The following is a 25,508-nucleotide window of genomic DNA, read 5'->3' as shown; positions in this document are numbered from 1 at the left end:
GGCTCAGTTCGCGCCGACGATAAGTTGATCGAACTCACCCAGCAATTTGATCAACACCCCAGCCTTTTCCGCCTGACCGCCATACACCTGCTCAGCCATCGGCTGAATACCGCACGCACTGGGCAATGCCATACCCGCTTCCACTATCTGCTTCATCCTCGGCAAAAATATCCACTGCAACCATTGCTCGAACGCCAATGTATCGACGCAGAACGGCTCCTGACTGGACAGGGCCTGCACGTCGGGGGCTTGCGCGTCCCACCACCCCAACACGCGCAGTTCACGCTCGATCAATAGCAACTGCTCTGCCACATCAGACGCACGCGCATCCATCACAGGTTCACTCGCGCCTGTTCACGGGCCTGAGCGGCGCCCGCTGCATCACCCTGGCGCTCACGAGCCTGGGCGATAAGGTTCCATAGACTGGCCTGCAAGGCAGGACGGCCATTGGCGTAACTCAGACCACGACGTGCAAACTGCTCGGCCTGCGCCGCATCTCCCTGAGCCATGCGCACTTCAGCCAAGCGATAAAGCACCTGCGGCTCACGTGGTGCAATGCGCTGGGCACGCTCAAGGCTGGATGCCGCACCATTGAGGTCACCGCCGCCTTGCTGTTGCTGAGCAGTGGTCAGCAGCGCCAGGACTGGACCATCCAATTGCTCATCCATGGCCAAACCACCGCTCGGAACACCAGTCGGTGCCGGCGCGACGTAACCGCCCTGCCCTGCAGCGGGCGGCGTGGCGCTCCATGGCTGCGTCGTAGTCGTCACGGTGTCTAGCGGAGCATTCCCCGCCGGGAATGACTGAATAGGTGTCGAGCTGCCGCCGCCCGGCACCATGACGACCACTCCAGAGTCTTCCGGCAGAGCCTGCGGCGGCGCACTTGGCTTGCCATAAATGCCCGGTGTGCTTGCCTGTGCGCTACCGATCGGAGAACCACCGTCGACAACGGGAATCGAGCCACGCGGCACACTGCTGCAACCCGCCAGCACCAGCGAAGCCGTTACAACTGGAATCAACCATTTATTCACGTCACACCCTCTCACTTAAACCTGTCCACGATCTGCTGCGCGCTTGCCCTAAGAAGTAAAGAACAGGCCGTTCAACTGTTTGCTGCTAAAGCGCTCTAGCGCGACTCAATGGGCGAGCAAGGCGAGTGATGCACTTATCCAAAATACGCTGCGCATCTTTACTTTTTACCTTACACGACACCGGTTGGCGAAATTATGAGCAGGCTCTTAATCCAACCAGCCGCGCACCCAATCCATCACTTCATTGACCGGCGCTTGAATACCGCAGGCCGGCCCGGCGGTAGGTTGGCTACCGCGGATGTAAGGCATTTGTATTGCATTAGGACAACTCGGATCTGTGCCCTGCCCCGTATTGGCATCAACCCAGGCCTGCACCACGTTATCCGGCACCGGCATATCCAGCGGCAAAGGATCGGCCTTACGCATAAAGTCAGCCCACACTTGCAGCGCACCCGTGGCCCCGGTCAGTGGCGTTGGGCCGTTATCATCACGCCCCAACCAGACCACCGCGAGAACATCTTGGCTAAAACCGGCAAACCAACTGTCACGCGAGTCGTTACTGGTACCGGTTTTACCCGCCAATACCAATGAACGCGGCAGCTGGTTGTAGACCGAGCGCCCGGTGCCCTCAGACATTGTGCGCTGCATGGCGTTCTGCAACAGGTAAATTGCGCCGCTATCAAACCGCTGCTGAATCTGGAACGGGTAGCGCTTGAGTGGCTCGCCCTCGGCCGTCAAAACGTTCCGAATACCGCGCAATGGCGTATTGAAACCGCCGTTGGCCAGGGTCTGGTACATGTTCGCCACGCTCAGCGGGCTCAGCCCACCGGCGCCGAGCAACATCGACGGATACGCAGGCCAATTCTGCTCAACACCCAAGCGACCCATGGTCTTCAAAACTTCCGGTACGCCTAGCTCTAGACCCAGCTTGGCGGTCGACAGGTTGTAGGAGTTAACCAGACCCTGATACAGGTAAATTGTGCCATGGGCTTTACGGTCGTAATTTTGCGGCTTCCAAACCTGGCCATCCTGGCCCTTGATCGAGAACGGCTGGTCTTCGATCAGGCTGGTCAAGGTGAACTGGCTTGGACGCTCCAACGCCGTCAGGTAAATCGCTGGTTTGATCAGCGAGCCAATCGGTCGAACCGCATCCAGCGCGCGGTTGAACCCAGCAAAGCGCGGTTGGCGACTGCCAATAATGGCCTGTACCTCACCACTTTCCGGACTGGTGACCACCATCCCGGCCTCCACCTGATCCACACCCTTGCGCCCAGACAGGCGCTTCAAGGTGTCGGCCAAAGCACTTTCGGCCTTGAGCTGCATGATCGGGTCGAAGCTGGTGAAAATGCGCAGCCCTTCTTCGGTCAAGTCTTGCTCTTGGTAATCCTCGCGCAGTTGACGCTTAACCAGGTCGAGGAACGCCGGGAACGAGCTGTCCGCCAGGGTGCCGCGCTGGGTTATACCCAACGGCTTCTGTTTAGCGACAGCCACCTCTTCAACGCTGACCACACCCTGTTCAGCCAGCACGTCGAGGACCAGATTGCGTCGCTCCAATGCACGCTCGGGGTTGCGCCGCGGGTTGTAGTAGGTCGGCCCTTTGACCATACCCACCAACAGCGCCACCTGGTCGAGTTTCAACTCGGACAACGGCTGGCTGAAGAAATACTGACTGGCCAGACCAAAGCCATGAACCGCACGCTGGCCATCCTGGCCTAGGAATACCTCATTAAGGTAGGCCTCAAGGATGTCCTTCTTCTCGTAATGCAGCTCCAGCAGCACCGCCATCATGGCTTCAGTTGCTTTACGGGTCAGGGTGCGCTCGTTGGTCAGGAAAAAGTTCTTTACCAACTGCTGAGTCAGGGTACTGCCGCCCTGGCGCAGCTGTCCGGCGGTCGCGTTAATCCACATGGCGCGGGCAATGCCCTTGGGCGACACACCAAAGTGATTAAAAAATTCACGGTCTTCGATCGCCACCAAGGTTTCGACCAGGTAAGGCGGTACCTGATCAATCTTGATCAGCACGCGGTCTTCCTGGTGCGCGGGGTATAGCCCCCCAATAAATAGTGGCTCAAGCCGCGCGACCGCCAGGTTACCGCCGCCGGCTTGGGTTAGCCCAGCAACGTAATCACCGGAAAAACGCACACGGATGCGCTGTGATGGCTCGTTACTTTCGTAAAACTGAAAGCCGCGTGAAAACAGCTCGATCGTATTGCCTGCCACCGAAACACCGCCGGGGCCACTGATCGCACCCTCACGGCGATAACCCAGGGCATCCAACTCCTTGAGAAAATCATCCTTGGCCAATTTCTGCCCAACGAACAGCTCCAGGGGCCTGGCATAAACCTTGGCGGGTACAGTCCAGCGCTTGCCGGAGAACTTCTCCTGCACCACAGCATCGAGGTAAACCGCAAACACGGCAAGCACCACCAAACCGACCAGGCTGAGCTTGATAGCCCAGCCTAGCCAGGGGCGCATGCCGCCAGAACGGCGTTTAGAACGGGGGCGAGAAGATCGGGTACGAGTCATGGCGCGGCATTATACGCACTTTGCCCACGTGCCAGCAGACCAGCGCAGCGGTTTGCAGACGGGCATTGAGCGGCCATAATGGCTGCCTCTTATTTAGTACAACGCCAAGGATCGCCCGTGAGCCAAGCTCTGATCGCCGCACTGCAGAATCCGGCCCTCTACCCTCATCCCGTAGAGCAGTTCCAGGTCATCGAAACCCATATTTCCTGGGTGCTGCTCACAGGCCCTTTCGCTTACAAAATCAAGAAACCGGTTAATTTCGGCTTTCTCGATTTCACCGAGCTCAGCGCCCGTGAACACTTCTGCCAGGAAGAGCTGCGTCTCAACCAGCGCCTAACCCAAGGCCTTTACCTGGAAGTAATGCCGATCAGTGGCAGCGTCGATGCACCGGAACTCGGCGGCAGCGGCCCGGCTATTGAATACGCGCTGAAAATGCGCCAGTTCCCACAGAGCCAGTTGCTCAGTGACGTGCAGGCGCGTGGTGAACTGAGCGAAGCGCATATCGACGCCCTGGCCAAACAAATTGCCGAATTCCACGCGGCAACCCCTGCCGTAGCGGCGCACCATGCGCTGTGCGCGCCGGAAGCGATCGTCGCGCCCATGCGGCAAAACTTCGAACAGATCCGCCCCATGCTCAATGATGCGGCCGACCTGCGCCAGCTTGAAGCGCTTGAAGCCTGGACCGAAGCCAGCTATGCACGCCTTGAACCGCTCTTGGCGCAGCGGGCCAGCAACGGTTCAATTCGTGAATGCCACGGTGACATTCACTTGGGTAACGCCACCTTGCTGGACGGTCAGGTGGTGCTGTTCGACTGCATCGAATTCAACGAACCATTCCGTCTGATTGATATCGCCCTAGACGCCGCCTTTCTTGCCATGGACCTTGAGGATCGTGGCCTCAAAGCGCATGCCTGGCGCTTTATCAATGCCTGGCTGGAGCACACGGGGGACTATGCAGCTCTGGAATTGCTGAATTTCTACAAAGCCTACCGCGCGTTGGTACGTGCCAAAGTTGCTCTGTTCAGCCTGGCCCACCAGACCGATGCCGTGCAAAAAGCGGTCACCCTTCGCCAATACCGCAACTATGCCAATTTGGCTGAAAGCTACAGCGCCATTCCCTCACACTTCCTCGCCATCACCCATGGCGTTTCCGCAGTGGGTAAAAGCCATGTGGCCATGCGTTTGGTCGAGGCACTGGGGGCCATTCGCCTACGTTCGGATGTAGAGCGTAAGCGCCTGTTTGGCGAGCAAAAAGATACTGACCTTGGCACGCTCAGCGCCGGCATCTACAACCAGGATGCCAGCACCGCCACTTACCAGCGTTTGCACCAACTGGCCGATGCCGCGCTCCGCGCCGGCTTCCCGGTAGTCATCGATGCCACCTACCTCAAACAGGCGCAGCGTGGGGCAGCCAGCCAGGTTGCTGAAGCATGTGGTGCGCCGTTCCTGATCCTGGAGTGCAGCGCCCCTGACGACGTAATCGCCAGCTGGCTGGAGCAGCGTAAGGCCGCTGGTACTGACCCGTCCGATGCCACCATGGAGGTCGTACATGCTCAACAAGCTAGCTGCGAACCGCTTCGTGCAGACGAACTCTTACTGAGCAAGCGCGTGGATACCCACGAAAGCGCCAGCCTAGACAGCCTGATTGCGCGTATTCGTCAGCGCCTACCTAATTTGTAAACGCTGCAGCAGGGCAACTTGGTTGCAGCGCGAGCAGAGCGCGCCGCGGCTTCTATACTGGGAGTACCCTAATATGGAGATGCGCCCATGAGTCAGCCTAGGCAACTGGACAATCCGCTGTATGCCCTGATCCATAACGAGAACATCTCTGCCTTCAATGCTCAGAAACCTAAAGACGGACTCGTCGACCTGAGTGAGGGTGATTTTCGTGGGCTTGACCTACGCGCACTTGACGCGCAGGGCATCAATTTCACTGACGCCTATTTTCGCGGTACCGACTTGCGCGGCCTGGATTTGCGCAATGCGCAACTTGCAGGGGCAAGCTTGGCGCACGCCCAGATTTCCGGGGCCTACTTCCCCGCAGAACTGACCGCCGACGAAATCCTCATGTCCGTTAATTTCGGCACTCGCCTGCGCTACAACACCCGTTGAGCCGCACGGTGGTCAGCGAATTGTTCCGTAATAGCGATAGAACACGACCCCGGCCTCATCAACATTACTCGCTGATTTGATGCATACGGATGGGTCAGCAAGCAGGCGCACATTAGCGCTGAGCCACTACATGTTTGTGGATGAACGACGTACTGAATTCACAGGCAAAACTACCTGGCAGCGCAAGGAGGCTTGATGAACGATGAACTGCAACACCTGAAAAACCTCGGCAAAACGTCGGCGCAGTGGCTACACGCGGTGGGTATTCACAGCGCCAACGATCTGCGCCGACTAGGCGCCGTTGGCGCCTACAGAGCCGTACGCGCACGGGGGTTTAGGGCATCCAAAGTGCTGCTTTATGCGATTGAGGGCGCACTGCTGGACGTGCACTGGAACGAACTGCCGCCAGGGCATAAGGCCGAGCTAAATGTTCAGCTCGACGAAAGTTCACGTAACAATAAGAGCTAGCTCACAACCTCTTAGCCTTTTGATTTACCTGCAGCGCGCAGGCCACTATTGTTTTAGGGACGTTCGTGCGGTTTAGTATGCCCAGCCAGTTCAAGGAAATTCGCTCATGTACTTACTCGGGGAGCAACCGGCATACGCCGATCAGCTGATCAACCGACTCCAAAGCATCCCCACCCAATTGCTCGATGGGCTTGCACCCGCTGGATCGCCACTGCAGCTTGAACGTGCTGACGATCTTGCCAAGATGCTGCCAAGCAACCAGCTGTTCATCATCGAAAATGGCCTGCTGCATGCCGTGGTTGATGAACGCCCGCTGTTCTACTTACAGGAAGGTGACCTGGTTGGCCTGCGCCAAGGCTTGGATATGCCCAGCTGCCGTTACAGCAGCGAAGAACAGCTGAGCCTGATTCCCTACTCGCGCAGTGACGTGTTCAAGCACATCTACGCCAGCGAGCAGCGTCAGGAACTGTTTATCCAGTACCTGATCGGCCATACCGCCCTGCTTTCAGATGCCTTGGCGCGCTTGAAACAACCAGAGATTCGTCCTTCCACCGGCTTCCAGCATTTTGCTGCGGGTGAAGAGTTGATCCATCAGGGCGATGTTGCCGACAACGTATTTATCATCATCGAAGGTCATGCCGAGGCGTACGTCGACGGGCACAAGGTCGGTGACGTGCAGAAGGATGAAATCTTCGGCGCCATGGCCGTATTCACCCGCGAGAAGCGCAGCGCCACTGTATTGGCCAGCGAGCCCTGCACCGTGATGGTCATTCCCAAAGAGCAGTTCCTCAGCCTGATGCAGAGCAACCCGCGGATTGCCCACAGCCTGATCGAGAGCATGGCCAAGCGTATCGACCTGCTGAACAAGGAAGTCACTCAACTGCGCCTGCCGGGCGATATGCACTAAAGCCTGCTCGCAGCTCAAAGAACCCGGCCTTGTGTCGGGTTCATTGTTTATGAGCCAAACAGGCAGTTGCTGGGCTGAGAAAAAAGTTAGTGCGGAGTGTTGACTTGAAAATGAGAATTGTTATTATTATCACAGCTGGTCGCGAGATCAGTCGATAAGCTTAAGAGACCTTCAGTCGGCCTCTTCAGATTATCTCCTCATCAGGCTAATCACGGTTATTGACCCGGCTCTTGCCGGGTCTTTTTTTGCCTGCAGAAAAGCGGTACATGAAACGTAAAGAAGGACGCAGCCAAACCGCATCAACCAGTGCAGCAGCCTTAAATACAGACTGCGCGGCAGATCAGAGCATCAACGCGCAGGTTAAATGTACGGGCACCTTAGCCCCAGCGTGGGCCTGATGGCCTCGCGCCAGCCCCGCAACGCACTGGATAAGAAAGCTACGGTCGCAGCTCTGCGCAGAGATCTTGCTCAGGCAGTGCAGGCGTATACCAAACGTAATCAGCCGATGCCGCACTGACCTCAGTCTCCACCGCAGCCAAAATCAGCACTTGCAGGCCGTCGTCAGCGCCGAGGTCTTGCAAGTGCAACGGTATGCCAAGGTCGCGGCGCACATGGAATGCGCCAGCAAACAGTATGCTTGGCTCAGGCGCAGCCAGCAGCGCTTCGGCCATACGCCGGTCACGCTGTTGCTGCACGGCGAGCATGGCCGGCAACTGGCTTTCCGGCAGCAGGTTGCAGTGCGACTGGCGAATCTGTTCAAACAGCGCCTCACGCACCGGCTGCGCGGTGGACGCCTGGCCTTGCAGCGGCGGCACCTGGGCATAAATCTGCATAATTTCGCGGCGTTCGAGATTGGCCGCCAACAATGGATACGACTGACGCAGGGCATGCTGCACCAGCGGCCCATACAGCGACCAAGCCCAGCCCGGCTGCCAGTTCAAAGCACCCAGCATGTCCTGCGGCGCCTGCCCGGCGGCCATGGCAGTGCGCACTTGATCGACCTTGACCTGCTGATCCGGCGTCAGCATTTCCAGCAGCAAACTGCCCTGTGGCCGCTGCGCCGCCAGCGCTCGCAACAGCCAGAGCTGCAGCGCATGGTGATCGGGGTTGTCATGCCGCTCGCCGACCAGCACCTTGGGCGCAGCGGACAGACGCGTCAGCAATTGTTCGGGTGTCAGCCGCGCGCCGGTGCGCAACTCGACAATCTGCCCAAGCTCAGGATGCTGCAGACCTTCTGGGCTTTGCCAGGCAGGTAGCGCCGGTAACGAAGCCTGGCAGGCACTCAACAGCGCGACCACCAGCAATAATCCAATACGCATAAACAGCACCTTAGCGAGCAACGATTAACGGATGACCCCGTTCTGGATGCTGTTGTATCAGCACTTCCAGGCCAAATACAGCCTGCAACGGCTCGGCGCGCAAGACTTCCTCGGGGCTGCCCAGCGCATGAGGTCGGCCGCGTTCCAGCAGCAACAAGCGGTCGCAGTAACGCGCGGCCAGGTTGAGGTCATGCAGAATCACCAACACAGCGGCGCCCTGCTCAACAAAGGCGCGGGTGGCCTGCAATGTGGTGTGCTGATGCAACGGGTCGAGCATCGAAGTGGGCTCATCGAGCAGCAGCATCTGCCCTTCACCACCCGGCCAGAGCTGCGCCAGCACTCGCGCCAGGTGCACGCGCTGACGCTCGCCGCCGGATAACGCCAGGTAGCTACGCCCGGCCAGGTGCAAGGCATCAGCCGCTTCCAGCGCTTGTTTGATGATTTGCGCATCACGCACGCGTCCGCTGGCGTGGGGTAAACGGCCCATACCGACCACTTCTTCCACGCGAAAGGCAAAATTCAGCGCGGAGGTCTGCGGTAATACCGCCAAGCGTTGCGCTCGCTCGCTACCGGGCCAGTCCTGCAAGCGCCGTTGATCCAGCCAGACATCGCCGTGGCTCGGCTGCAGCTCGCCACACAATGCGCCCAGCAAGGTGCTCTTGCCGGCGCCATTGGGCCCCAGCACGCCGAGCACCTCCCCAGGACGCAGCTCTAGGTTGATATCCGCCAACACCGTGCACGGGCCGCGCTGTACCGCCAGATTTTCCGCGCGCAGCATCAGGTACGCCCCCGCAGCAACAGATAAAGGAAGAACGGCGCGCCAATCAACGCCGTGACAATGCCGATCGGCAGTTCAGCCGGCGCCAGCACCAGTCGTGCAGCCAAATCTGCCAGCAGCAGCAGGCTGGCACCTGCCAGGGCCGAGGCCGGCAACAGTACGCGATGATCCGGCCCGACCAGCAGACGCACCAGATGCGGCACCACCAGGCCGATAAAGCCGATCATCCCCGCCGCCGCCACGGCCGCGCCCACACCAAGGGCGGTGCAGAACACCAGCTCGGCCTTGACCCGCTCCACGGCAAAACCCAGGTGACGCGCCTCAGACTCGCCCAACAGCAAGGCATTCAGCGCCTTGGCCCGCCGTGGTAACCAGAGCGCCACGGCGGCCGTCACCAGCAGCAGCGGCCACAGGCGGGCATAACTGGCGCCATTCAGGCTGCCCAGGTTCCAGAACGTCAGGGTACGCAAGGTGGCGTCATCGGCCAGGTAGGTGAAAAGGCCGATGGCCGCACCGGCCAATGCGGTCAGCGCAATACCGGCCAGCAGCATGGTCGCCACATTGGTTTCACCATCACGCCGGCCCAGGCGATAGACCAGCGCCGTCACCCCAAGGCCGCCGATAAAAGCGAACAACGACAACAAATAAGGTGCAAAGGCTTCCGGTAAACCGCCAAGGGCAGCGCCGCCGACAATCGCAATCGACGCGCCGAGGGCCGCGCCGCTGGAGACCCCGATCAGGCCAGGGTCAGCCAGCGGGTTGCGAAACAGCCCTTGCATCGCCACCCCGCACAGCGCCAGCACCGCGCCGACCAGCAGCCCGAGCAAGGTGCGCGGCAGTCGAATCTGCCCGAGTATCAATTCGGCCTGGGCCAGATCATCCCCCGGTTGCGCCAGGCCCAGCAGGCGCAATGCCGCCTTGAGGGTATCGAGCAGCGGCAGGCTGACCGGCCCCAGCGCCAGGGATAACCAGAGCGCGAGCGCCAGCAACAGGCTCAGTGCGATAAACAGTGAGCGCGGACGAATAACAGGATTCATGGCGTGGGCTTAGCTTCGGCGACCAGAGGTTGGCTGGCAGGATAAAAGGCTGCGGACAAGGCCGCCAGCCCATCTGGCAAACGCGGGCCAAGGCCACCGACCAGCAGCGTCGGATCGAGCATCAGCAAACGCTGATTACGTGCCGCCCGGGTCGCCGCCAGCGCCGGGTTCTGCTGCAGCAATGCCTCACGCGCGGCATCACCAGAAAGACTGCGATCAGCAATGATCACCACCTCCGGATCAAGCGCCAACAAGGCTTCGCTGGACAGCGCCTTGTAACCGCTATGGCTGGCCAGATTGCGCCCACCGGCACGCTCGATCAGCCAATCGGCCGAGGTGTCCTTACCGCCCGCCATCGGGCTACCGCCGGCATGGCCGAGCAACAGCAACACACCCGGCGCCGCCTGCTGACGCTGCGCAGTTACCAGCCAGTCGGCCTGCTGCTGCAAGCGCTGCTGATAGGCCGCAAAGGCCTGATCGGCGCGTTGTGGCTCGCCCAACAGTGTGCCGATGCGCTGCAGGCTGGCTTGCAGGCTGGTCAGATCCGCCTTGGACGAGAGCATTTCCACCCGCACACCGGCGCCACGCAACTGCGCCAGCACGGGCGGCGGGCCCATCTCCTCACTGCCGATCAGCATATCCGGGCGCAGCGTCAACATGCCCTCGGCGGCTAACTGGCGCTGATAACCGATGCTCGGCAGCGCGCGCAGCGACTCTGGATGCTGACTGGTGCTGTCCACCCCGACCAGACGGCTTTCGCCACCCAACGCCACCACCCACTCGCTGAGCGAGCCGCCGGAACTGATCCAGCGTTGCGGCAACGGCTCGGCGGCCATCGCCGAGGCACAGGACAACAGGCTCGCGCCCAGGGCGAACAAAGTATTAAGGCGTTTCATAGTTGGCCTCTAGAAGAATGCGACTGTCCTGAATGCCCTGCTGCTGCAGCAAGGCCATCAGGTCGAGAAATGCCGACAGCGGTGCCTGACGATCCAACGCCAGGTCCAGACCTACCGTGCTGTCGGCGACAAAGGCTGCAGTCAGTTCAGTGCGCAGCCTGCTGAAATCCGCCTGCTGCACGCCGTTAAAGCGCCAAGCACCTTCGGCTGAGAGCTGTATTTGCATGCGTTCGCCACTGCCGGCATTCGCGGTGGGCAGCGCCTCGCGGCTCTGCGGCAACTGCAAAGGCAGCTCCAGCAATGGCGTTTGCGCGGTCAGCAGAAAGAACACCAGCACGATAAAAATCACATCGAGCAGCGGTGTCAGATCGGGCAACAGATTGCCCTGAGAATTGCTGGCAGCCGGCAGACGGATCACGACAACACCCACTGCGCGGCTGGCTGATTACTCGGCAGTTCCAGCTCCAGACCATCCAATGCCAGCTGACAGCGATTGAGCAACGCCTGCACGCCCTCCAGATAACGCTCGGCCCACAAGGCAAAGCCCTGCCCCGCCGCCAGCGCCGGTATGGCGATCAGCAAGCCCCACACCGTGGTGTACAGCGCCTGCCACAATCCATCGGCGAGCAGCGCCGGGGTGACCGGGCTGTTCTGCCCGGCGATATTGGCAAACATCTCAAGCATGCCCAGCACCGTGCCGAGCAGCCCGAGCATGGGCGCCAGCATGCCGATCAGCTGCAGCAAGCGCAGTTGTCGGTTGAGACGCTGACGCTCTTCCAGTAGCCAGCAGCCGAGCAGCTCTTCGCGCTGCACCGCCGGCAAGGCGCTGTGTTTGAGCAACAACGCCAGGCCATAGCGCCAACCACGCGCACGACCTTTGCAGTGCTCACGTTCACAGGTGCGGCAGGCGCTGACCGCCGCACGCCCGGCGGCAGTGCTCAGCGGCTGCAAACGCAGAAATACGCTAAGGCGCTCCAGAATCAGTGCCAGCGCCAGCAGCGAACACAGCGCCAGCGGCCAGCCCAACGGCCCCATCGCACTCCACCACTGGCTCATCTCAGCACTCCAGCGCTGGCGCGCTTTCGGCCAGGGCGCGCCAGTCTTCGCGCTCCGGGACGCCCGGTTTGCGCGCGCCAAACAGCTGCACCACCAACTCGCCATTGGCATCGAAGGCTTCCCAGCTGGTGATCACGCCATCGGTGCTGGGCTTGCGTACCCGCCACAGCTCGGTCACGCCAGTGGTCTGCAAGTGCAGATTGAACTCGGGATCGAGCACGTTGAACCAGGTGTCCATCCAGCGCAGGTTGCGCACCGGGCCGGAGTGAATCTGGATGCAGTGGCGATTGCCGACAAACACCATGATCGGCACTTCGCGCGCACCGGCTTGCTCCAACAGTTTGGGCAGCTCGCGCACATCCAACGGCTCGGCCCACTCACTTCCGGCCAGGCGTAGGGCCTGGGTGCGTGTAGCGCCGTGTTTTTTCAGCAGGGCGAAGAAGTGGTGAGTGTCCTTGAGGGTCGACCAACCCACGCGCAGAGCATTAGCGTCTACCTGGGCATCGGCTTGCGCGGGCTGCACCTGGGGCAGCGGCATCAGTTCCAACTCGGCGCTCTGCTCAGCCATGCGGAAACGCTCCACCATTGGCGCCCAGGCACTTAGCTGGCTGTCTTCGGTGAGAAACACCTTGTGCACCGCAATGCCCTGGCGGTCGAACACCTGAATGCTGCGCTGGGTGCCTTTGCCGGTTTGCTCCTCGATGGCAAATACGCTGGCCCAGCCGCCAAGAAACAGCCGCAGATCGATATCAGCCGACACCACCAGGCCCATCCGACCATTACCGGTGACCGTCACTTCACGGTAATAACCTTTGCGTTCATGCACGCAATGCTCGTTGCGGGTCAGCGCCATCACATAGCCCAGCTCACCCAGTGCCGGCAGCAATTGCGCCCAGTCCGGCTGCAAGCGCACGGCATCGACATCGAGGCGGCTGGCCACCAGTTCGGCCTCGCTGACGGCCAGACGCTCGGCGGCATCGCGAGCGCGCAGGCGTGGCTGCTCGCTGCGCAGTACCTGCCAGGCCAGATACAGATCATTGCTGGGCGCGACAGATTGGGCGTGTGTGCTCATGGAAAACTCCTCACTACTGATTAATCAACGGCTCGCCGTCAAGGCGAACTGAATAGGGATCTGTACACGGCTAGGCACAGCCTGACCGCCGGTGGTTTCGGGGCGAAAGCGCCACTTGGCAACTGCCTCCAGAGCGGCGCGATCAAGACTCTCTACGCCCGAAGAGCGCAGTACATTCAGGCTGCGTTGCTGGCCGCGCTCATCCAGACGCACCTCGACCAGCACCACACCCTGCTGATTACGCCGCCGCGCCTGGGACGGGTAATTCGGCTGGCGGGGCGGCTCGCGGAAACTCGGTTTGCGGCTAAGCACTTCAGCGACCGGCTTTGTAGCAACAGGCTTGGCGGGCGCGGCTTGAGCCGCTGCACGCACCGCAGCCGACTGACGGGTTGCCTCGGTTGGCTGCGCTTGAACCGGCTGGTTTTGAGTTGGCTGTGCCGCTACCGCTGGCTTTGCCTTGACCACTGGCGCCTGCACGACAGGCTTAGGTGCCGAAGACTTTCTAGGCACGACCGCCTGGCGTTGCGGTTGCGGTTGCGGTTGCGGTTGCTCAGACAGCTTGGCCGGCGCCGGCTCGGCCTGTTGCAGCACGGCAGCCAGGCGTAATACCTGGGGTGCTTCGCGGGTTTGCGCCGCACTCAACGCAGGCGGTTGCGCCTCGCCATGCAGCAGCCAGCCGGCGGCATGCAGCGCCAGCGACAGCACCAGAAACAGCGACAAACGCAGCATGCAAAAGCCCAATCAAATCGAATTAGACCTATTTGATAATTATTTGCATTCGCATGTCAATGTCGTTTAGGTTTGCCGCCGATGCCAACCCGGTGGTCACAGAAACCACCCGTACGATCCTGGAGTCCCCATGCACAGAAGTCCTCCATTCGCCCGCCGCCCCTGGCTTGCCCTGCTGCTGCTCAGCCCATCGCTGGCCCTTGGCGCCGAGAAAGCGCCCAACCAGTTCGACACGGTGACCGTCACAGCCACCCGCACCGAGCAGACCCTCGACCAAGTGCCGAGCACCGTATCGGTGCAGACTGAACGCGATATCGATCAGAAGAACGTGAAGAATATTCAGGACCTGGTGCGCTATGAACCCGGCGTGACCGTCGGCGGCACCGGCAACCGCTTCGGCCTCGCAGGCTTCACCATTCGCGGCATTGGCGGTAACCGCGTGCTAACCCAGGTGGACGGCGTGCCGACCCCGGACGCCTTCACCTTCGGCCCCTTCCTTGATGCGCGGCGTAACTACGTCGACCCGGACACCGTGAAGCAGGTGGAAATCATCCGCGGCCCCGCCAGCTCCTTGTATGGCAGCGACGCGATTGGCGGTGCGGTGAGCTTCCTGACTAAGGATGCAGGCGACTATCTGGATGAGGGTGACGACGTCTACGCGCGCCTCAAGACCGGTTACAACGGTGCCGACGACAGCTGGATGCGCAGCACTACCCTGGCCGCACGCAACGGTCAGTTCGATGGCCTATTGCACCTCGGCCGTCGCGATGGCCAGGCTCAGGACACCTTTGGTGGGCGTGGCGGCATCGGTGCCGTACGCGAGCAAGCTAACCCACAGGATTACCGCGCCGACAACCTGCTGAGCAAGCTCGGCTGGAACTACAACGACAGCGACCGCCTGCAGCTGACCTACGAAACCCTTGAAGACAGCGCGAATACCCAGGTGCTCAACGAATACAGCACGACCGCCACCGTGCGCACCTCCGATGCCACTGACACCACAGAGCGTGAGCGCGTCAGCCTGCAACATCGGTTCGAGATAGGCAGCGTGATTGCCGACCGCGCCGAATGGCAGCTGAGTTATCAGGACAGTCAGATCCGCCAGCGCACCGAGCAAACTCGTTTTAGCGGCGGCCGCTTGCGTGAGCGCAGTCGCGACTCCACCTACCAAGAGAAGCTGTGGGCCTTCAATGCCAAGTTCGACAAGCTGTTCGAAACCGGCATCGCCAAACACCAACTGATCTATGGCTTCGACGTCAAACGCCTGGACAGCAGCGACCTGCGCCGCGGCAGCGAAGTCTTCGCCAGCAATGGCTTGCCAGTGCCGGCCATTCCTGGCGATGAAACCTTCCCACTGAGCGACTTCCCCGACCCGACGGCCACCGAGTACGCGCTGTTTGCCCAGGACAATATCGAGATTGGTCGCTGGACCCTATTGCCGGGCTTGCGCTACGACCACTACGAGATGAAGCCGGACGTCACTCAGGAGTACCTGAACAGCAAGCCGGTCAACAGCAATCCCGCTGAATACAAAGACGATGCCATCTCGCCCAAGTTTGGCGTGACCTACCAGCTTGACGACGCTCACAGCGTCTACGGACAGTACGCTGCAGGCTTCCGCGCGCCCAATGCCGTGGATGTCTTCGGTGAGTTCATCAACTTTGCCCGCGGCTACCAGACCATCGCCAACCCCGACCTCAAGGCCGAAACCAGCGACAGCTACGAGCTCGGCCTGCGTGGTAAATACAGCGCCGGCAGCTTCGGCCTGGCGCTGTTCTACAACCGCTACGACGACTTTATTGAGCAGGTCACCCTGGCCAATGATCCTACGGGCAACGGCCGTATGACCTTCCAGTATCAGAACCTGGATCGCGTCACCATCCGCGGCGCAGAAGCCAAAGGCGAGTTATTCCTTAACAGCGTTGGCCTGCCGGACGGCACCCGTCTACGCGGCTCGATTGCTTATGCACGTGGTAAGGACGAAGCCAGCGGCCAGCCGATCAACAGTGTTGATCCACTGAAAGCGGTATTCGGTCTCGGCTATGACGCGCCAAGCGGGCAGTTCGGCGGCGAGTTGGCCTGGACTCTGGTGGCAGCGAAGGAGCGTGTCGACGAAACCCAGATCGCCAATCAGTACGAACCTTCCGGCTACGGCCTGCTCGACCTGACTGGCTACTGGCAGGCGACTGAGCAGTTCTCGGTCAACGCTGGCCTGTATAACCTGGGCGACAAGCAATACTGGCAGTGGGGCGATGTGCGCAGCCTCACCGAAAACAGCGCCAGCCTGGGCCGCTACACTCAGCCGGGCCGCCACGCCGCCGTCAATCTGGTCTGGGAAATCTGATCCAGCAACACATCTACCGCACTATTAACTGGCCGCGAAAAAGCGTTCCACTTGGCGCATGGATGCGCCCTCCTCTTTCACTTCCACGCCAGGGCGGCATAATGCCGGCCTGTCGGGGAGGTTCCTATGTTGCGTTTATGTGCACCGGATGAGTTGGCCGAAGGCCAGAGCCGGGGCTTTGAGATAGCGGGAGAGAAGCTGTTTGCCGTGCGTAAGGACGGCCAGCTGTATGCCTATCGCAATCGCTGCCCGCACCGTGGCATCCCACTGGAATGGCAGACCGACCAATTTCTCGATGTCAGCGCCAGCCTGATTCAGTGCGCCACTCATGGCGCGTTGTTTCTGATCGAATCCGGCGAATGCGTCGCCGGCCCCTGCGCCGGGCAATCCTTAGAAGCCATCGCCATCCACGAAGATGATCAGGCTATCTGGGTCGATTTAAACAACACCTAAAGCCCTTGAGCGGCCAGCCGCTGTGCATGTTCAACAAAGAGCTTCACCGGCTCGGCACCCTTGCCGACCAGGCCGAAGGTCTGATTGATGATGTCGAAGTGATCCAGCGGGTACTGATCACCGATCACCGTGCCCAAGTGCGAGCTGTAACGCCCAACCATGCCATCACACTGCCCGGCCTCACGCGTGAAGGTGCGCGCAAACAGGCGGCAGGCGATATTCGGCCCGTCGAAGCGGTTGCCGCCTTTATCGGTAATACCCGGCTGAATGGTGCCGGACCAGGAGTAGTAGCGCACGCCGTTAACCTCGGCCGCGCCCTCACCGCCCCAGACTTCGGGCAAGCCCTGCGGATACTGCGTATTGAAAGCCGCGACGCCTTCGGTGCTTAGCGATTGCTGCGCTGCGGCCACATCCATCGGCAGCGGTTCACCCTTATACCCGCGCTCCAGCCAGGCCATGCAGCGGGCTACAGCACGCAGCAGCGCACTCAGTGCACGTTCACGCAGGCTGCCGTGTGGCGCTTTACGGGCGAGAAAATCGGCCAGCTCCGACCCCTGATTAGGCCCGGCCACCGAAGTGACAGACGCCACCCACTCGGGCTTTAGCGCAGCTGCATAGCGCGCCGTCAGGGCGCCTTGGCTGTGGCCGATCAGATGGACTTTTTCGGCGCCGGTCTCCTGCAACACATCGGCGATGCGCAGCAGCAGTTGCTCACCGCGCACCTCGGTGGAATGCACCGAAGACACCAGCACCGGGAAGACTGTTGCACCGATGCGGCGCAGCGCCGTGACGATGCCGTACCAGTAGGGATAACCGAGCAGGCTGATAAAGCCCAGTAAACCTGGCACCAGAACCAGGGGATAACGGGGTGCAGAAGATGTCGACATCGCAAACCATCCTTGTGTCATACCGCCGAGAAATAACGTGCTGAACCACGAAGCATGCCAGTAAAGCTCGTAGGGAAACGAACCGCCCCTCTTTTATAGTCGCGGTTTATCTTTGCGCTACCATTACCCCGCACACCCGCGAACGAGTTACCCGCAGAATCCCAAGCCGGACGGCTCACATGCATGGTTTAAGCAACGCAGTTTTATACGCAGCCCCACCAGAAGGGGCGGCAGCCCGCCAAGACTTGGAGCAGATTCAGTGATGGCAGTTCAATAGCTTGCCCTAGGGGGCAGGCCGAGCAACTAAAGCAGCAACGCTTATAAGGTGGCGATTTCGATGCGGCGCCACGGTTTTCGTAAGGTGGATGACGCTTTACCCATCCACCAACGGCAAGGGCGGATGAAAACAACGTAAGCTATGCGCCCCGATACACCCTGCCTAGCCCTGCTCGCTCAGGGCGGCTTCAAAGCCCAGCCGGCATAGCCTCGGCAGGACGACGGCGGTAGATCCAGATCCGCTTAAGCACTGTCGAAAACTGGTGCCACAAACTGCCGTTGTTGTAGACCTGACCGTAACGCTCGGCGATCTCCCGCACCTCCACCGCCAACGCCGCATAGCGCCGCGCCGGTAGATCGGGGAACAGGTGGTGTTCGATCTGGTGGCTAAGGTTGCCGGTGAGGATATGGAACAGCGGTCCGCCATTCAGATTGCTGGAACCCCGCAGCTGACGCAAGTACCAGTGACCCCGGCTCTCGCCAACCACCGACTCCTTGCTGAACACCGCCGCCTGCTCGGTAAAGTGACCGCAGAAGATCACCGTGAAGGTCCACAGATTGCGGATCAGGTTGGCCACGGCATTACCGGCCAGCACCGCCAGGGCATTAGCACCAATCAGCAGCGCTAGCAGCGGGAAGAACAGGTAATCCTTGCCCCACTGACGGAGGATCTTGGCGTTGAACTGCTTGATCAGCGGGCGCACCTCGGCCTTGCTCAGCTTGCCCTTGTAGACCTTGTCCAGGCGCAAGTGCTGAATCGCCACGGAGTACTGGAACAACACCGCCTGAATCGTCACCCACAGCGGCTGCCAGCGGTAGAACGGCTTCCAGCGCTGCTCGGGAAACAGCCGCACCACGCCATAACCGACGTCATCGTCCATGCCCAGCACATTGGTCCAGGTGTGGTGCACATGGTTGTGGGTGTGCCGCCAGAAGTCACTGGGCCCGGCGATATCCCACTCATAGCTGCGCCCGGAAAACTCGGGGTCATTCATCCAGTCGTATTGGCCGTGCATGACGTTATGGCCAAGTTCCATATTCTCGAGGATCTTGCCCAGGCCCAGTAGCAGCGTGCCCAGCAGCCAAGTCGGCGGAAACCAGCCGAGCATCAGCAAGCCGCGCCCGCTCCAGCAGCAGAAGCGCACCGCTGCTCGAATGCGGCGGATATAGCGCGCATCCACCTCGCCCAGATCGGCCAGGGTGCGTTGGCGCAGGGCGTCCAGCTCGTTGCCGAAGGCGCTCATTTCATCCAGGGAGAGTTCGCGATCACGACGCATAGAATTACCTCGCACGTTAAAGATCAATTTCTACGTCGCTGTGCGGCGCGCTGACACACAAACGTATGGGTTGCCCCGGTTCGCTAAACAACACGCCACTGCGTAAATCGCGCACCGTGCCGCTCAGCAACGTGCAGGTGCAGCTGGCGCAGATACCCTGGCGACAGCCATGGGCCGGCTGCAGGCCATAGGCCTCGGCCTGTTCCAACAGGCTGTGCTGATTATTGGCGGTCGCCTGCTGATGGCTGCGGGCAAAGCCCAAACGCACCTGGCGCAGGCTGATATCGGCGCGTAGCACGGGCGCAGTAAACGCCTCTATCTGCAGCGCGCCGGGTAAGCGGGCGGACTGCCACCACTGCTGCACCTGGGCGACAAACCCCGCCGGACCGCAGGCCAGGACGCGGCGCTGATCCAACTGCGCAACATCGGCCAGATGCTTATCCGTAAAACGCCCAACTGATCCTTCCGATCCAACACCGGCAGCGGTCAGTGACCAGTGCACCTGCAGATTGCTGTGCTGCGCCTGCAGGGCCTGCAATTCGGCAACAAAACCGCGCTGGCCCTGCTCACGGACGTAATGCAGCAGCGTGATCGGCGCGCTAAAACCCTGAGCCAGGGCAGCGCGCAGCAGCCCCAGCAACGGCGTAATGCCACTGCCCGCAGCCAACAGCAACACACCCTGTTGCGCCTCGGGCCAGCTTAGCTCGCCATGCGCCGGCCCCAGCTCCAGCACATCGCCCACCGCCAGATGCTCCAGTAGGTAGGGCGAGACGCGGCCAGCGGCCTGATGCTTGACCGCGATCTGCAGGCGGCCTTTCGCTTGCACCGCAGTCAGGCTGTAACTGCGGCTCAAGCGCACGCCATCACGTTCGAGATACAGCTGCACATGCTGCCCGGGCTGCGCGCCGCGCCAGTTGCCGTTGGCCTGTAGGGTCAATTCGAGCATGTCATCGGCCACCCATTGGCGTTGGGTAACACGGGCAAATACGCGATTCACTCGCAGCGCCGGATGCAGCAGCGCCAGCACTGCGTCGACATCGCTCTCACGCAACCAGCCGTGGACGACCAGCAGGCGCAACGGATACAGCAGGCTGGCGAGCCCGCGTACCCAGGCAAAAGGAAGAAGGGCCATGACAAGACTCCAGTGCACAATTGTTCACTAGACTGGCAGAGCATATTTACTCAGTCAACAGTCGTGCACTCAAAGAGGTATACGCAACGTGGTTCGACGTGAACAACGGCCATTTGTTAGAGTGCGGCGCTGATTGATTCATGCAGAGCCTGGAAGCTTGAAACCACTTCAACCGCGCGCCGAACAAAAACTGCAAACCCGCCACGCCCTGATGGACGCCGCGCGTAGCCTGATGGACAGCGGCCGTGGCTTTGGCAGCCTGAGCCTGCGCGAAGTGGCGCGCTGCGCCGGCATCGTGCCGACCGGTTTCTATCGACACTTCGAAGACATGGACGCCCTGGGCCTGGCGCTGATTGCTGAAGTCGGCGAGACCTTCCGCGAAACCATTCGCCAGGTACGCCACCACGAGTTCGAGGTGGGCGGCGTGATCGATGCCTCGGTGCGCATTTTTCTCGATGCCGTAGCGGCCAACCGCTCACAGTTTCTGTTTCTTGCCCGCGAACAGTACGGCGGCTCGCTACTGGTCCGTCAGGCCGTGGGCGCATTGCGCGAACGCATCACCGCTGATCTGGTGGCGGATCTGGCGGCCATGCCGAAACTGCAGCATTTCGACGCCCCAGCGCAGAATATGATCGCCGACCTGGTGGTAAAAACCGTATTCGCCACCCTGCCCGAACTGATTGATCCACCTGCAGAAACCCTGCCGATGCATGCCTCGCCCGAGGTGAAGATGATCGAGCAGCTGCGTTTTATCTTTATCGGGGCTAAGCATTGGCAAGGGCTGGGTCAAACGCGCGACTGATCAACGTCCGCCGCGCGCACTAAAAATGCGCAAAAGCCCCGCGAGCGCACCAAACAAAACCCCATAACGCCCTAATTTCAGCCACACATCCCCCTGACAATGCGCCCGGCGTGGCGTGACGGCAGCTTGGCAAGGCCCTTGCTCTATAACCGGCATTGCCCTGCCGGAATCTGCCCCATGTTGGTGATCCACCGCCGTATTACCGCCCAGCCGCGCTGGGACGCCGAACTCGAACTGAGCTTCGAAGCCCGCAGCAAAAGCCGTCTGCGCTGTTTCAGCCGCACCGGTGAAGATGTCGGTTTATTCCTTGAGCGCGGCCAACCCGCCTTGCATGACGGTGAGTGCCTGCTGGCCGAAGATGCGCGCATCGTCCGCGTAGTCGCCCGCCCCGAGCCCTTGCTGCATGTCACCTGCGCCAACCCCTTTGAATTGATGCGCGCCGCCTATCACCTGGGTAACCGCCATGTCGCCTTGCAACTCGGTGATGGTTGGCTGCGCCTGCCGGATGATTACGTGCTCAAGGCCATGCTCGAACAACTCGGCGCCACGGTAGAACTGATCGAAGCGCCCTACCAACCCGAGCAAGGCGCGTATGGCGGTGGCCATCACCACTCGCATGCTGGCGATGCTGAATTCAGCTACGCACCGCGCCTGCATCAATTCGGTGCGCGCAAGTGAATAAAGCCTGGCAGCTACTGAGACTAGCGAGCCCCCAATTACCTATTGGCGGCTACAGCTATTCCCAGGGTCTGGAAATGGCGGTGGAACAGTGCTTGGTCGATAACGCAGAAAGCGCCGAACGCTGGATCGCCGATCAGCTGCTGCTCAATCTCGCCCGCTTTGAAGCGCCACTGCTGTTGGCGCATTGCCAGGCTGCGCATGCTGAAGACTGGCCGCAACTGCGTGCATTGGCAGAACAGCATCGGGCCAGCCGGGAAACCCGCGAGCTGCGCCTGGAAAGCCGGCAGATGGGCTACTCCCTGCAACAACTGCTCAGTGGCCTGCCGGAGCTGGATCAACCGGCGCAGCAGCTTTTTAGCGAGCTGGACGAACCCGGCCTGGCAGTCGGCTGGGCGCTCGCGGCGCGTGGCTGGCAGATCGCGCCAGAGGATGCCCTCGCCGCCTGGCTCTGGGGCTGGCTGGAAAACCAGCTGGCGGTACTGATGAAAACCCTGCCGCTGGGCCAGCAAGCCGCGCAACGCCTCACCTCGCAGCTCTTGCCACTGCTCGATCAAGCGCAGCGCAAGGCCAGCGAACTGCAACCCGAACACTGGGGCAGCGCCGCCTTTGGCCTGGCCCTGACGAGCATGGCGCACGAGCGCCAATACAGCCGTTTATTCCGCTCTTGAAGATAAGGAAGACTCACAGATGAACAGCCAACCTTTGCGTATTGGTATCGGTGGCCCGGTCGGCTCCGGCAAAACCGCCCTGACCCTGGCCCTGTGTCTGGCCTTGCGCGAGCGCTACAACCTGGCCGTGGTGACCAACGACATCTACACCCAGGAAGACGCGCAGTTTCTGGTGCGCAACGAAGCCCTGGCACCGGAGCGGATCATCGGCGTGGAAACCGGCGGCTGCCCGCACACGGCAATCCGCGAAGACGCCTCGATCAACCTGGAAGCCGTCGACCAGCTCAATCGGCGCTTTCCGGGTTTGGACCTGATCATCGTCGAATCCGGCGGTGACAACCTCTCGGCCACCTTCAGCCCGGAACTGTCGGACCTGACCATATACGTGATCGACGTATCCGCTGGCGACAAGCTGCCGCGTAAAGGCGGGCCGGGCATCTGCAAGTCCGACCTGCTGGTGATCAACAAGATCGACCTGGCTCCGCTGGTCGGCGCATCGCTGGAAGTGATGGAGCGCGACACCCTGAAGATGCGCGGCGATAAGCCGTTTGTATTCAGCAACCAGAAGATTGGCCAGGGCCTTGAGCAGATCATCGCCTTTATCGAACAGCACGGCATGCTCAACGCCGCTTAACCCATTCATTCAGTCAAGGAGACGCCCATGAACCTGCGTAAATCGCTGTTCGCCCTCGCCCTGTTCCTCAGCCCGGCCGTGGCATTCGCCCATGCCGGCCACGATCATTCCGGCGTCATGGCCGGTCTGGCACACCCGGTATTCGGCCTCGATCACCTGCTGGCCATGCTCGCTGTTGGCCTGTGGGCTGCGCAGCAATCCGGCGCAGCGCGCTGGGCGCTGCCGCTGACCTTTGTCGGCACTATGTTGATTGGCGGTCTGCTCGGGTTTAACGGCCTGCAAATTCCGCTGATGGAAACCGGCATCGCCGCCTCGGTTCTGGCTTTCGGTCTGTTAGTCGCCGTGGCCATCCGCCTGCCGATGGTTATCTCCATTGCCCTGACCGCACTGTTCGCCCTGACTCACGGCGTCGCCCACGGCCTGGAGCTGCCGGAGCTGGCCAGCCCATGGGGCTATGCCGCAGGTTTTGTGGTTGCCACCGCCGCCCTGCACGCCAGCGGCTATGCCCTGGTGCGTCTGCTGCCCCAGGCCGCTGCACCGGTGGTGCGCGTACTCGGCGCCGCCTCGGCAGTCACCGGTGCCTGGCTGCTGACAGGCTGAGTTGCTGGCTCGGGTGGACGACCAACGTCCACCCACATCCGCCCCACCAACCGCCCCTGACCGCAAAGGTCGCTAGGCTGGCGCATTTCGCCTCTCGCTCAGCCGCCATGGCTTTGTCATAGTCGAGGCGTATTAAACCCCCTCCCCCATTGGCTGCCCTGGACCCTGACCATGCTGCGCGTCGCCCGCTTTTTATCTGCTCCGCTCTTATTGCTGGCCATCGCTCTCGGCGTGCTGGCCCTCACCAGTAAACCGGCCTTACCGATGGGGGTGCTGAGCAACTTAGGCGAACAACCTCTGGTCATTGCCCACCGGGGCGGCAAAGCCCTGTGGCCGGAGAACAGCCTGTTTGCCTTCGAGCGTGCCAGCGCCCTGGGCGTGGACATGCTGGAGATGGACCTGCACCTGTCCAGTGACGGTGAGCTGGTGGTGATCCACGACAGTAAGCTGGATCGCACCACCAATGGCGAAGGCCCGGTGGCCGCGCGCAGCCTGGCGCAGTTGCAAGCGCTGGACGCCGGTTACCGCTGGAGTGCCGACGGCGGTCAGAGTTACCCCTATCGCGGCCAGGGGATACGCATCCCCAGCTTTGCCGAGGTACTCGAACGCATTCCAGCGGCGCCCAAGGTGATTGAGATCAAGGTGCCGGATGTCGGCATGGAAGCGCTGTTATGTGATGCCTTGGAGGCGCACCAGCAACGCGACAAGGTGATTGTCGGCAGCTTCTATGACCGCAGCCTGCAGCTGTTCCGCGAACAATGCCCAGGCGTTGCCACCTCCGCCGGGCCCGGCTCAGTGCGCCTGCTGGTGGCGCTCAACTGGGTCGGCCTAGGCGGCCTGCTGTCGCCCTCCTACCAGGCGCTGCAGATTCCCGAAGCCCACGGCGGCCTGACCGTTGCCAGCCCCAGCCTGCTCAAAACCGCCGCACAACGCGGGCTGAACACTCAGTTGTGGACCATCAACGAACAGCCGGACATGCGCCGCCTGCTCGACCAAGGCGCCCACGCACTGATTACCGACTACCCGGACCGCGCCCTGCAGGTATTAGGGCGCTCGACCCGCATCAGCGCCCTGGAAAACTAAGCGCGCTGTCTGACAAGCAGCGGCGTCACGCCCCTACGCCGCTCGCCCCGCCCTATATCGCGCCTGTACAAAAAACAACCTACTCCCTCCAGGCCACGGCCGCTGTGGCCTGGAAGTAAGCGTGCGCAGCTTATCCACAGATCACTCCACAGTAACTTGGGATAAGTTATCCACTGCACGCCTGCAGCGGGTGGAAAAACCCTGAAATAACGCGATTATTGCTTGACTCCGGCGGTTCAAAATGACGCTTTTCACCACTTCAACGGGCTGATCAAAAAAAGAACAACTCTGGCAACGCCTTGCCCAGCTTGCCTTTCACGCAGGCATACCAGAGTTATCAACAGCTCTACCCACAGTAGTCGTGGACAACTTCAGCACTACCCCATCCGGTTCTGAATAACCAGACTAACCTGTTGTTTGTGCGATAAATATTGCACCGATCAAAAAACATACAACTCGCGCAAAGCCACGCATAACAAGGTCTACAGGCAGGCATACCGGAGTTATAAACAACTCTACCCACAGTAGTGGTGGACAACTTCCGTATTGGCCACTGATTTCACCCTGAACAACCTGATCAATTGACTATTTAGGCGACAAATAAACCCCTGATCAAAAAACACACAAAACCCGCTAACGCTCACACCACTAAGCCCTAAAGCGCCTACACCCACCTTATCCACAACTCGCTCCACAGTCTTTGTGCACAACTAACTAGGCGTGGCGACGTGCTGTGTATA

26 protein-coding genes are annotated in these 25,508 nt (G+C 60.8%); 12 read left to right on the top strand and 14 right to left on the bottom strand.

Translation table 11 applies throughout. The features are described from left to right. Window positions 1-3 precede the first annotated feature (3 nt). From AC0J6G_RS02265 to mrcB, 3 genes are all read right to left on the bottom strand, one after another. Window positions 4-333: a YqcC family protein gene (locus AC0J6G_RS02265; protein WP_475250884.1), complete on the bottom strand. Its 330-nt coding sequence runs from the start codon at window positions 331-333 to the stop codon at window positions 4-6. Beyond that, complete coding sequence (locus tag AC0J6G_RS02260) at window positions 333-1,031, bottom strand: tetratricopeptide repeat protein (protein WP_475250882.1); 699 nt, start codon at window positions 1,029-1,031, stop codon at window positions 333-335. Before AC0J6G_RS02260 ends, AC0J6G_RS02265 begins: the two co-directional genes overlap by 1 nt. 207 nt (window positions 1,032-1,238) lie before the next feature. After that, a complete protein-coding gene (mrcB, locus tag AC0J6G_RS02255) occupies window positions 1,239-3,557 on the bottom strand; it encodes a penicillin-binding protein 1B (protein WP_475250880.1) in 2,319 nt (772 codons plus the stop codon). Between the two features lie 117 nt (window positions 3,558-3,674). On the opposite strand from mrcB, the gene AC0J6G_RS02250 reads away from it, so the two are divergent. The 4 genes from AC0J6G_RS02250 to AC0J6G_RS02235 all read left to right on the top strand — a co-directional run bounded on the left by AC0J6G_RS02250 (window position 3,675) and on the right by AC0J6G_RS02235 (window position 7,044). Continuing rightward, window positions 3,675-5,237, top strand: a complete 1,563-nt coding sequence (locus AC0J6G_RS02250; RefSeq protein ID WP_475250878.1) for a bifunctional aminoglycoside phosphotransferase/ATP-binding protein — start codon at window positions 3,675-3,677, stop codon at window positions 5,235-5,237. An 87-nt stretch (window positions 5,238-5,324) separates the two neighbouring features. Then, window positions 5,325-5,669, top strand: coding sequence for a pentapeptide repeat-containing protein (locus AC0J6G_RS02245; protein WP_475250876.1), 345 nt, complete (start codon window positions 5,325-5,327; stop codon window positions 5,667-5,669). A gap of 195 nt (window positions 5,670-5,864) precedes the next feature. After that, on the top strand, window positions 5,865-6,137 hold the full coding sequence (locus AC0J6G_RS02240; protein WP_475250874.1) for a TfoX/Sxy family protein: 273 nt from the start codon (window positions 5,865-5,867) through the stop codon (window positions 6,135-6,137). Between the two features lie 106 nt (window positions 6,138-6,243). Then, entirely contained in the window at window positions 6,244-7,044 is an 801-nt protein-coding gene (locus tag AC0J6G_RS02235; RefSeq protein ID WP_475250872.1) for a Crp/Fnr family transcriptional regulator, read from the top strand. A gap of 437 nt (window positions 7,045-7,481) precedes the next feature. Here AC0J6G_RS02235 and AC0J6G_RS02230 read toward each other — a convergent pair whose 3' ends face one another. The 8 genes from AC0J6G_RS02230 to AC0J6G_RS02195 are packed head-to-tail and all read right to left on the bottom strand — an operon-like array spanning window position 7,482 to window position 13,931. Next, window positions 7,482-8,363 (bottom strand): ChaN family lipoprotein, encoded by an 882-nt coding sequence (locus AC0J6G_RS02230; RefSeq protein ID WP_475250870.1) that lies wholly within the window; start codon window positions 8,361-8,363, stop codon window positions 7,482-7,484. Window positions 8,364-8,373: 10 nt separating this feature from the next. Further along, window positions 8,374-9,141, bottom strand: coding sequence for a heme ABC transporter ATP-binding protein (locus AC0J6G_RS02225; RefSeq protein WP_475250868.1), 768 nt, complete (start codon window positions 9,139-9,141; stop codon window positions 8,374-8,376). Then, on the bottom strand, window positions 9,141-10,178 hold the full coding sequence (locus tag AC0J6G_RS02220) for a FecCD family ABC transporter permease (protein WP_339526252.1): 1,038 nt from the start codon (window positions 10,176-10,178) through the stop codon (window positions 9,141-9,143). Before AC0J6G_RS02220 ends, AC0J6G_RS02225 begins: the two co-directional genes overlap by 1 nt. Continuing rightward, window positions 10,175-11,074 carry a heme/hemin ABC transporter substrate-binding protein gene (locus AC0J6G_RS02215; RefSeq protein WP_475250865.1) on the bottom strand — a complete coding sequence of 300 codons (900 nt, stop codon included), beginning with the start codon at window positions 11,072-11,074 and terminating at the stop codon, window positions 10,175-10,177. Before AC0J6G_RS02215 ends, AC0J6G_RS02220 begins: the two co-directional genes overlap by 4 nt. Beyond that, the gene (locus AC0J6G_RS02210; RefSeq protein ID WP_475250863.1) at window positions 11,061-11,492 is read right to left on the bottom strand and encodes an ExbD/TolR family protein; all 432 of its coding nucleotides are present in this window, start codon (window positions 11,490-11,492) and stop codon (window positions 11,061-11,063) included. Before AC0J6G_RS02210 ends, AC0J6G_RS02215 begins: the two co-directional genes overlap by 14 nt. Further along, window positions 11,489-12,130, bottom strand: a complete 642-nt coding sequence (locus tag AC0J6G_RS02205) for a MotA/TolQ/ExbB proton channel family protein (protein ID WP_167147846.1) — start codon at window positions 12,128-12,130, stop codon at window positions 11,489-11,491. The genes AC0J6G_RS02210 and AC0J6G_RS02205 overlap by 4 nt, the downstream gene beginning before the upstream one ends. 1 nt (window position 12,131) lies before the next feature. Beyond that, window positions 12,132-13,202, bottom strand: coding sequence for a hemin-degrading factor (locus tag AC0J6G_RS02200; RefSeq protein WP_475250861.1), 1,071 nt, complete (start codon window positions 13,200-13,202; stop codon window positions 12,132-12,134). A gap of 24 nt (window positions 13,203-13,226) precedes the next feature. Continuing rightward, window positions 13,227-13,931, bottom strand: a complete 705-nt coding sequence (locus tag AC0J6G_RS02195; protein WP_475250859.1) for an energy transducer TonB — start codon at window positions 13,929-13,931, stop codon at window positions 13,227-13,229. 130 nt (window positions 13,932-14,061) lie between these two features. Here AC0J6G_RS02195 and AC0J6G_RS02190 point away from each other — a divergent pair, with 130 nt between their 5' ends. Together AC0J6G_RS02190 and AC0J6G_RS02185 are read left to right on the top strand one after the other, a co-directional pair. After that, on the top strand, window positions 14,062-16,275 hold the full coding sequence (locus AC0J6G_RS02190; protein WP_475250857.1) for a TonB-dependent hemoglobin/transferrin/lactoferrin family receptor: 2,214 nt from the start codon (window positions 14,062-14,064) through the stop codon (window positions 16,273-16,275). Between the two features lie 126 nt (window positions 16,276-16,401). Then, on the top strand, window positions 16,402-16,728 hold the full coding sequence (locus AC0J6G_RS02185; RefSeq protein WP_475250855.1) for a Rieske (2Fe-2S) protein: 327 nt from the start codon (window positions 16,402-16,404) through the stop codon (window positions 16,726-16,728). Here AC0J6G_RS02185 and AC0J6G_RS02180 read toward each other — a convergent pair. The 3 genes from AC0J6G_RS02180 to AC0J6G_RS02170 all read right to left on the bottom strand — a co-directional run bounded on the left by AC0J6G_RS02180 (window position 16,725) and on the right by AC0J6G_RS02170 (window position 20,300). Beyond that, complete coding sequence (locus tag AC0J6G_RS02180) at window positions 16,725-17,615, bottom strand: esterase/lipase family protein (RefSeq protein ID WP_475250853.1); 891 nt, start codon at window positions 17,613-17,615, stop codon at window positions 16,725-16,727. The two genes, AC0J6G_RS02185 and AC0J6G_RS02180, sit on opposite strands and share 4 nt — an antisense overlap. Before the next feature lie 464 nt (window positions 17,616-18,079). Continuing rightward, window positions 18,080-19,168, bottom strand: a complete 1,089-nt coding sequence (locus AC0J6G_RS02175; protein WP_475250851.1) for a fatty acid desaturase family protein — start codon at window positions 19,166-19,168, stop codon at window positions 18,080-18,082. Window positions 19,169-19,184: 16 nt separating this feature from the next. Next, on the bottom strand, window positions 19,185-20,300 hold the full coding sequence (locus tag AC0J6G_RS02170) for a flavin reductase family protein (protein WP_475250849.1): 1,116 nt from the start codon (window positions 20,298-20,300) through the stop codon (window positions 19,185-19,187). 211 nt (window positions 20,301-20,511) lie between these two features. Between AC0J6G_RS02170 and AC0J6G_RS02165 the strand changes: the two genes are divergently transcribed. From AC0J6G_RS02165 to AC0J6G_RS02140, 6 genes are all read left to right on the top strand, one after another. Continuing rightward, window positions 20,512-21,102: a TetR family transcriptional regulator gene (locus AC0J6G_RS02165; protein ID WP_475253562.1), complete on the top strand. Its 591-nt coding sequence runs from the start codon at window positions 20,512-20,514 to the stop codon at window positions 21,100-21,102. Window positions 21,103-21,279: 177 nt separating this feature from the next. Then, a complete protein-coding gene (gene ureE, locus AC0J6G_RS02160) occupies window positions 21,280-21,780 on the top strand; it encodes an urease accessory protein UreE (protein WP_475250847.1) in 501 nt (166 codons plus the stop codon). Then, complete coding sequence (locus AC0J6G_RS02155) at window positions 21,777-22,451, top strand: urease accessory protein UreF (protein ID WP_475250845.1); 675 nt, start codon at window positions 21,777-21,779, stop codon at window positions 22,449-22,451. The genes ureE and AC0J6G_RS02155 overlap by 4 nt, the downstream gene beginning before the upstream one ends. 19 nt (window positions 22,452-22,470) lie before the next feature. Beyond that, the gene (gene ureG, locus AC0J6G_RS02150) at window positions 22,471-23,085 is read left to right on the top strand and encodes an urease accessory protein UreG (protein WP_475250843.1); all 615 of its coding nucleotides are present in this window, start codon (window positions 22,471-22,473) and stop codon (window positions 23,083-23,085) included. A 27-nt stretch (window positions 23,086-23,112) separates the two neighbouring features. Further along, the gene (locus tag AC0J6G_RS02145; RefSeq protein WP_475250841.1) at window positions 23,113-23,685 is read left to right on the top strand and encodes a HupE/UreJ family protein; all 573 of its coding nucleotides are present in this window, start codon (window positions 23,113-23,115) and stop codon (window positions 23,683-23,685) included. A gap of 171 nt (window positions 23,686-23,856) precedes the next feature. Next, on the top strand, window positions 23,857-24,768 hold the full coding sequence (locus tag AC0J6G_RS02140; RefSeq protein ID WP_475250839.1) for a glycerophosphodiester phosphodiesterase family protein: 912 nt from the start codon (window positions 23,857-23,859) through the stop codon (window positions 24,766-24,768). The last annotated feature ends 740 nt before the right edge of the window (window positions 24,769-25,508 follow it).

This window comes from Pseudomonas sp. TS_SC_3, from assembly GCF_056156225.1.
This window is presented reverse-complemented; position numbering and strand designations above follow the sequence as displayed.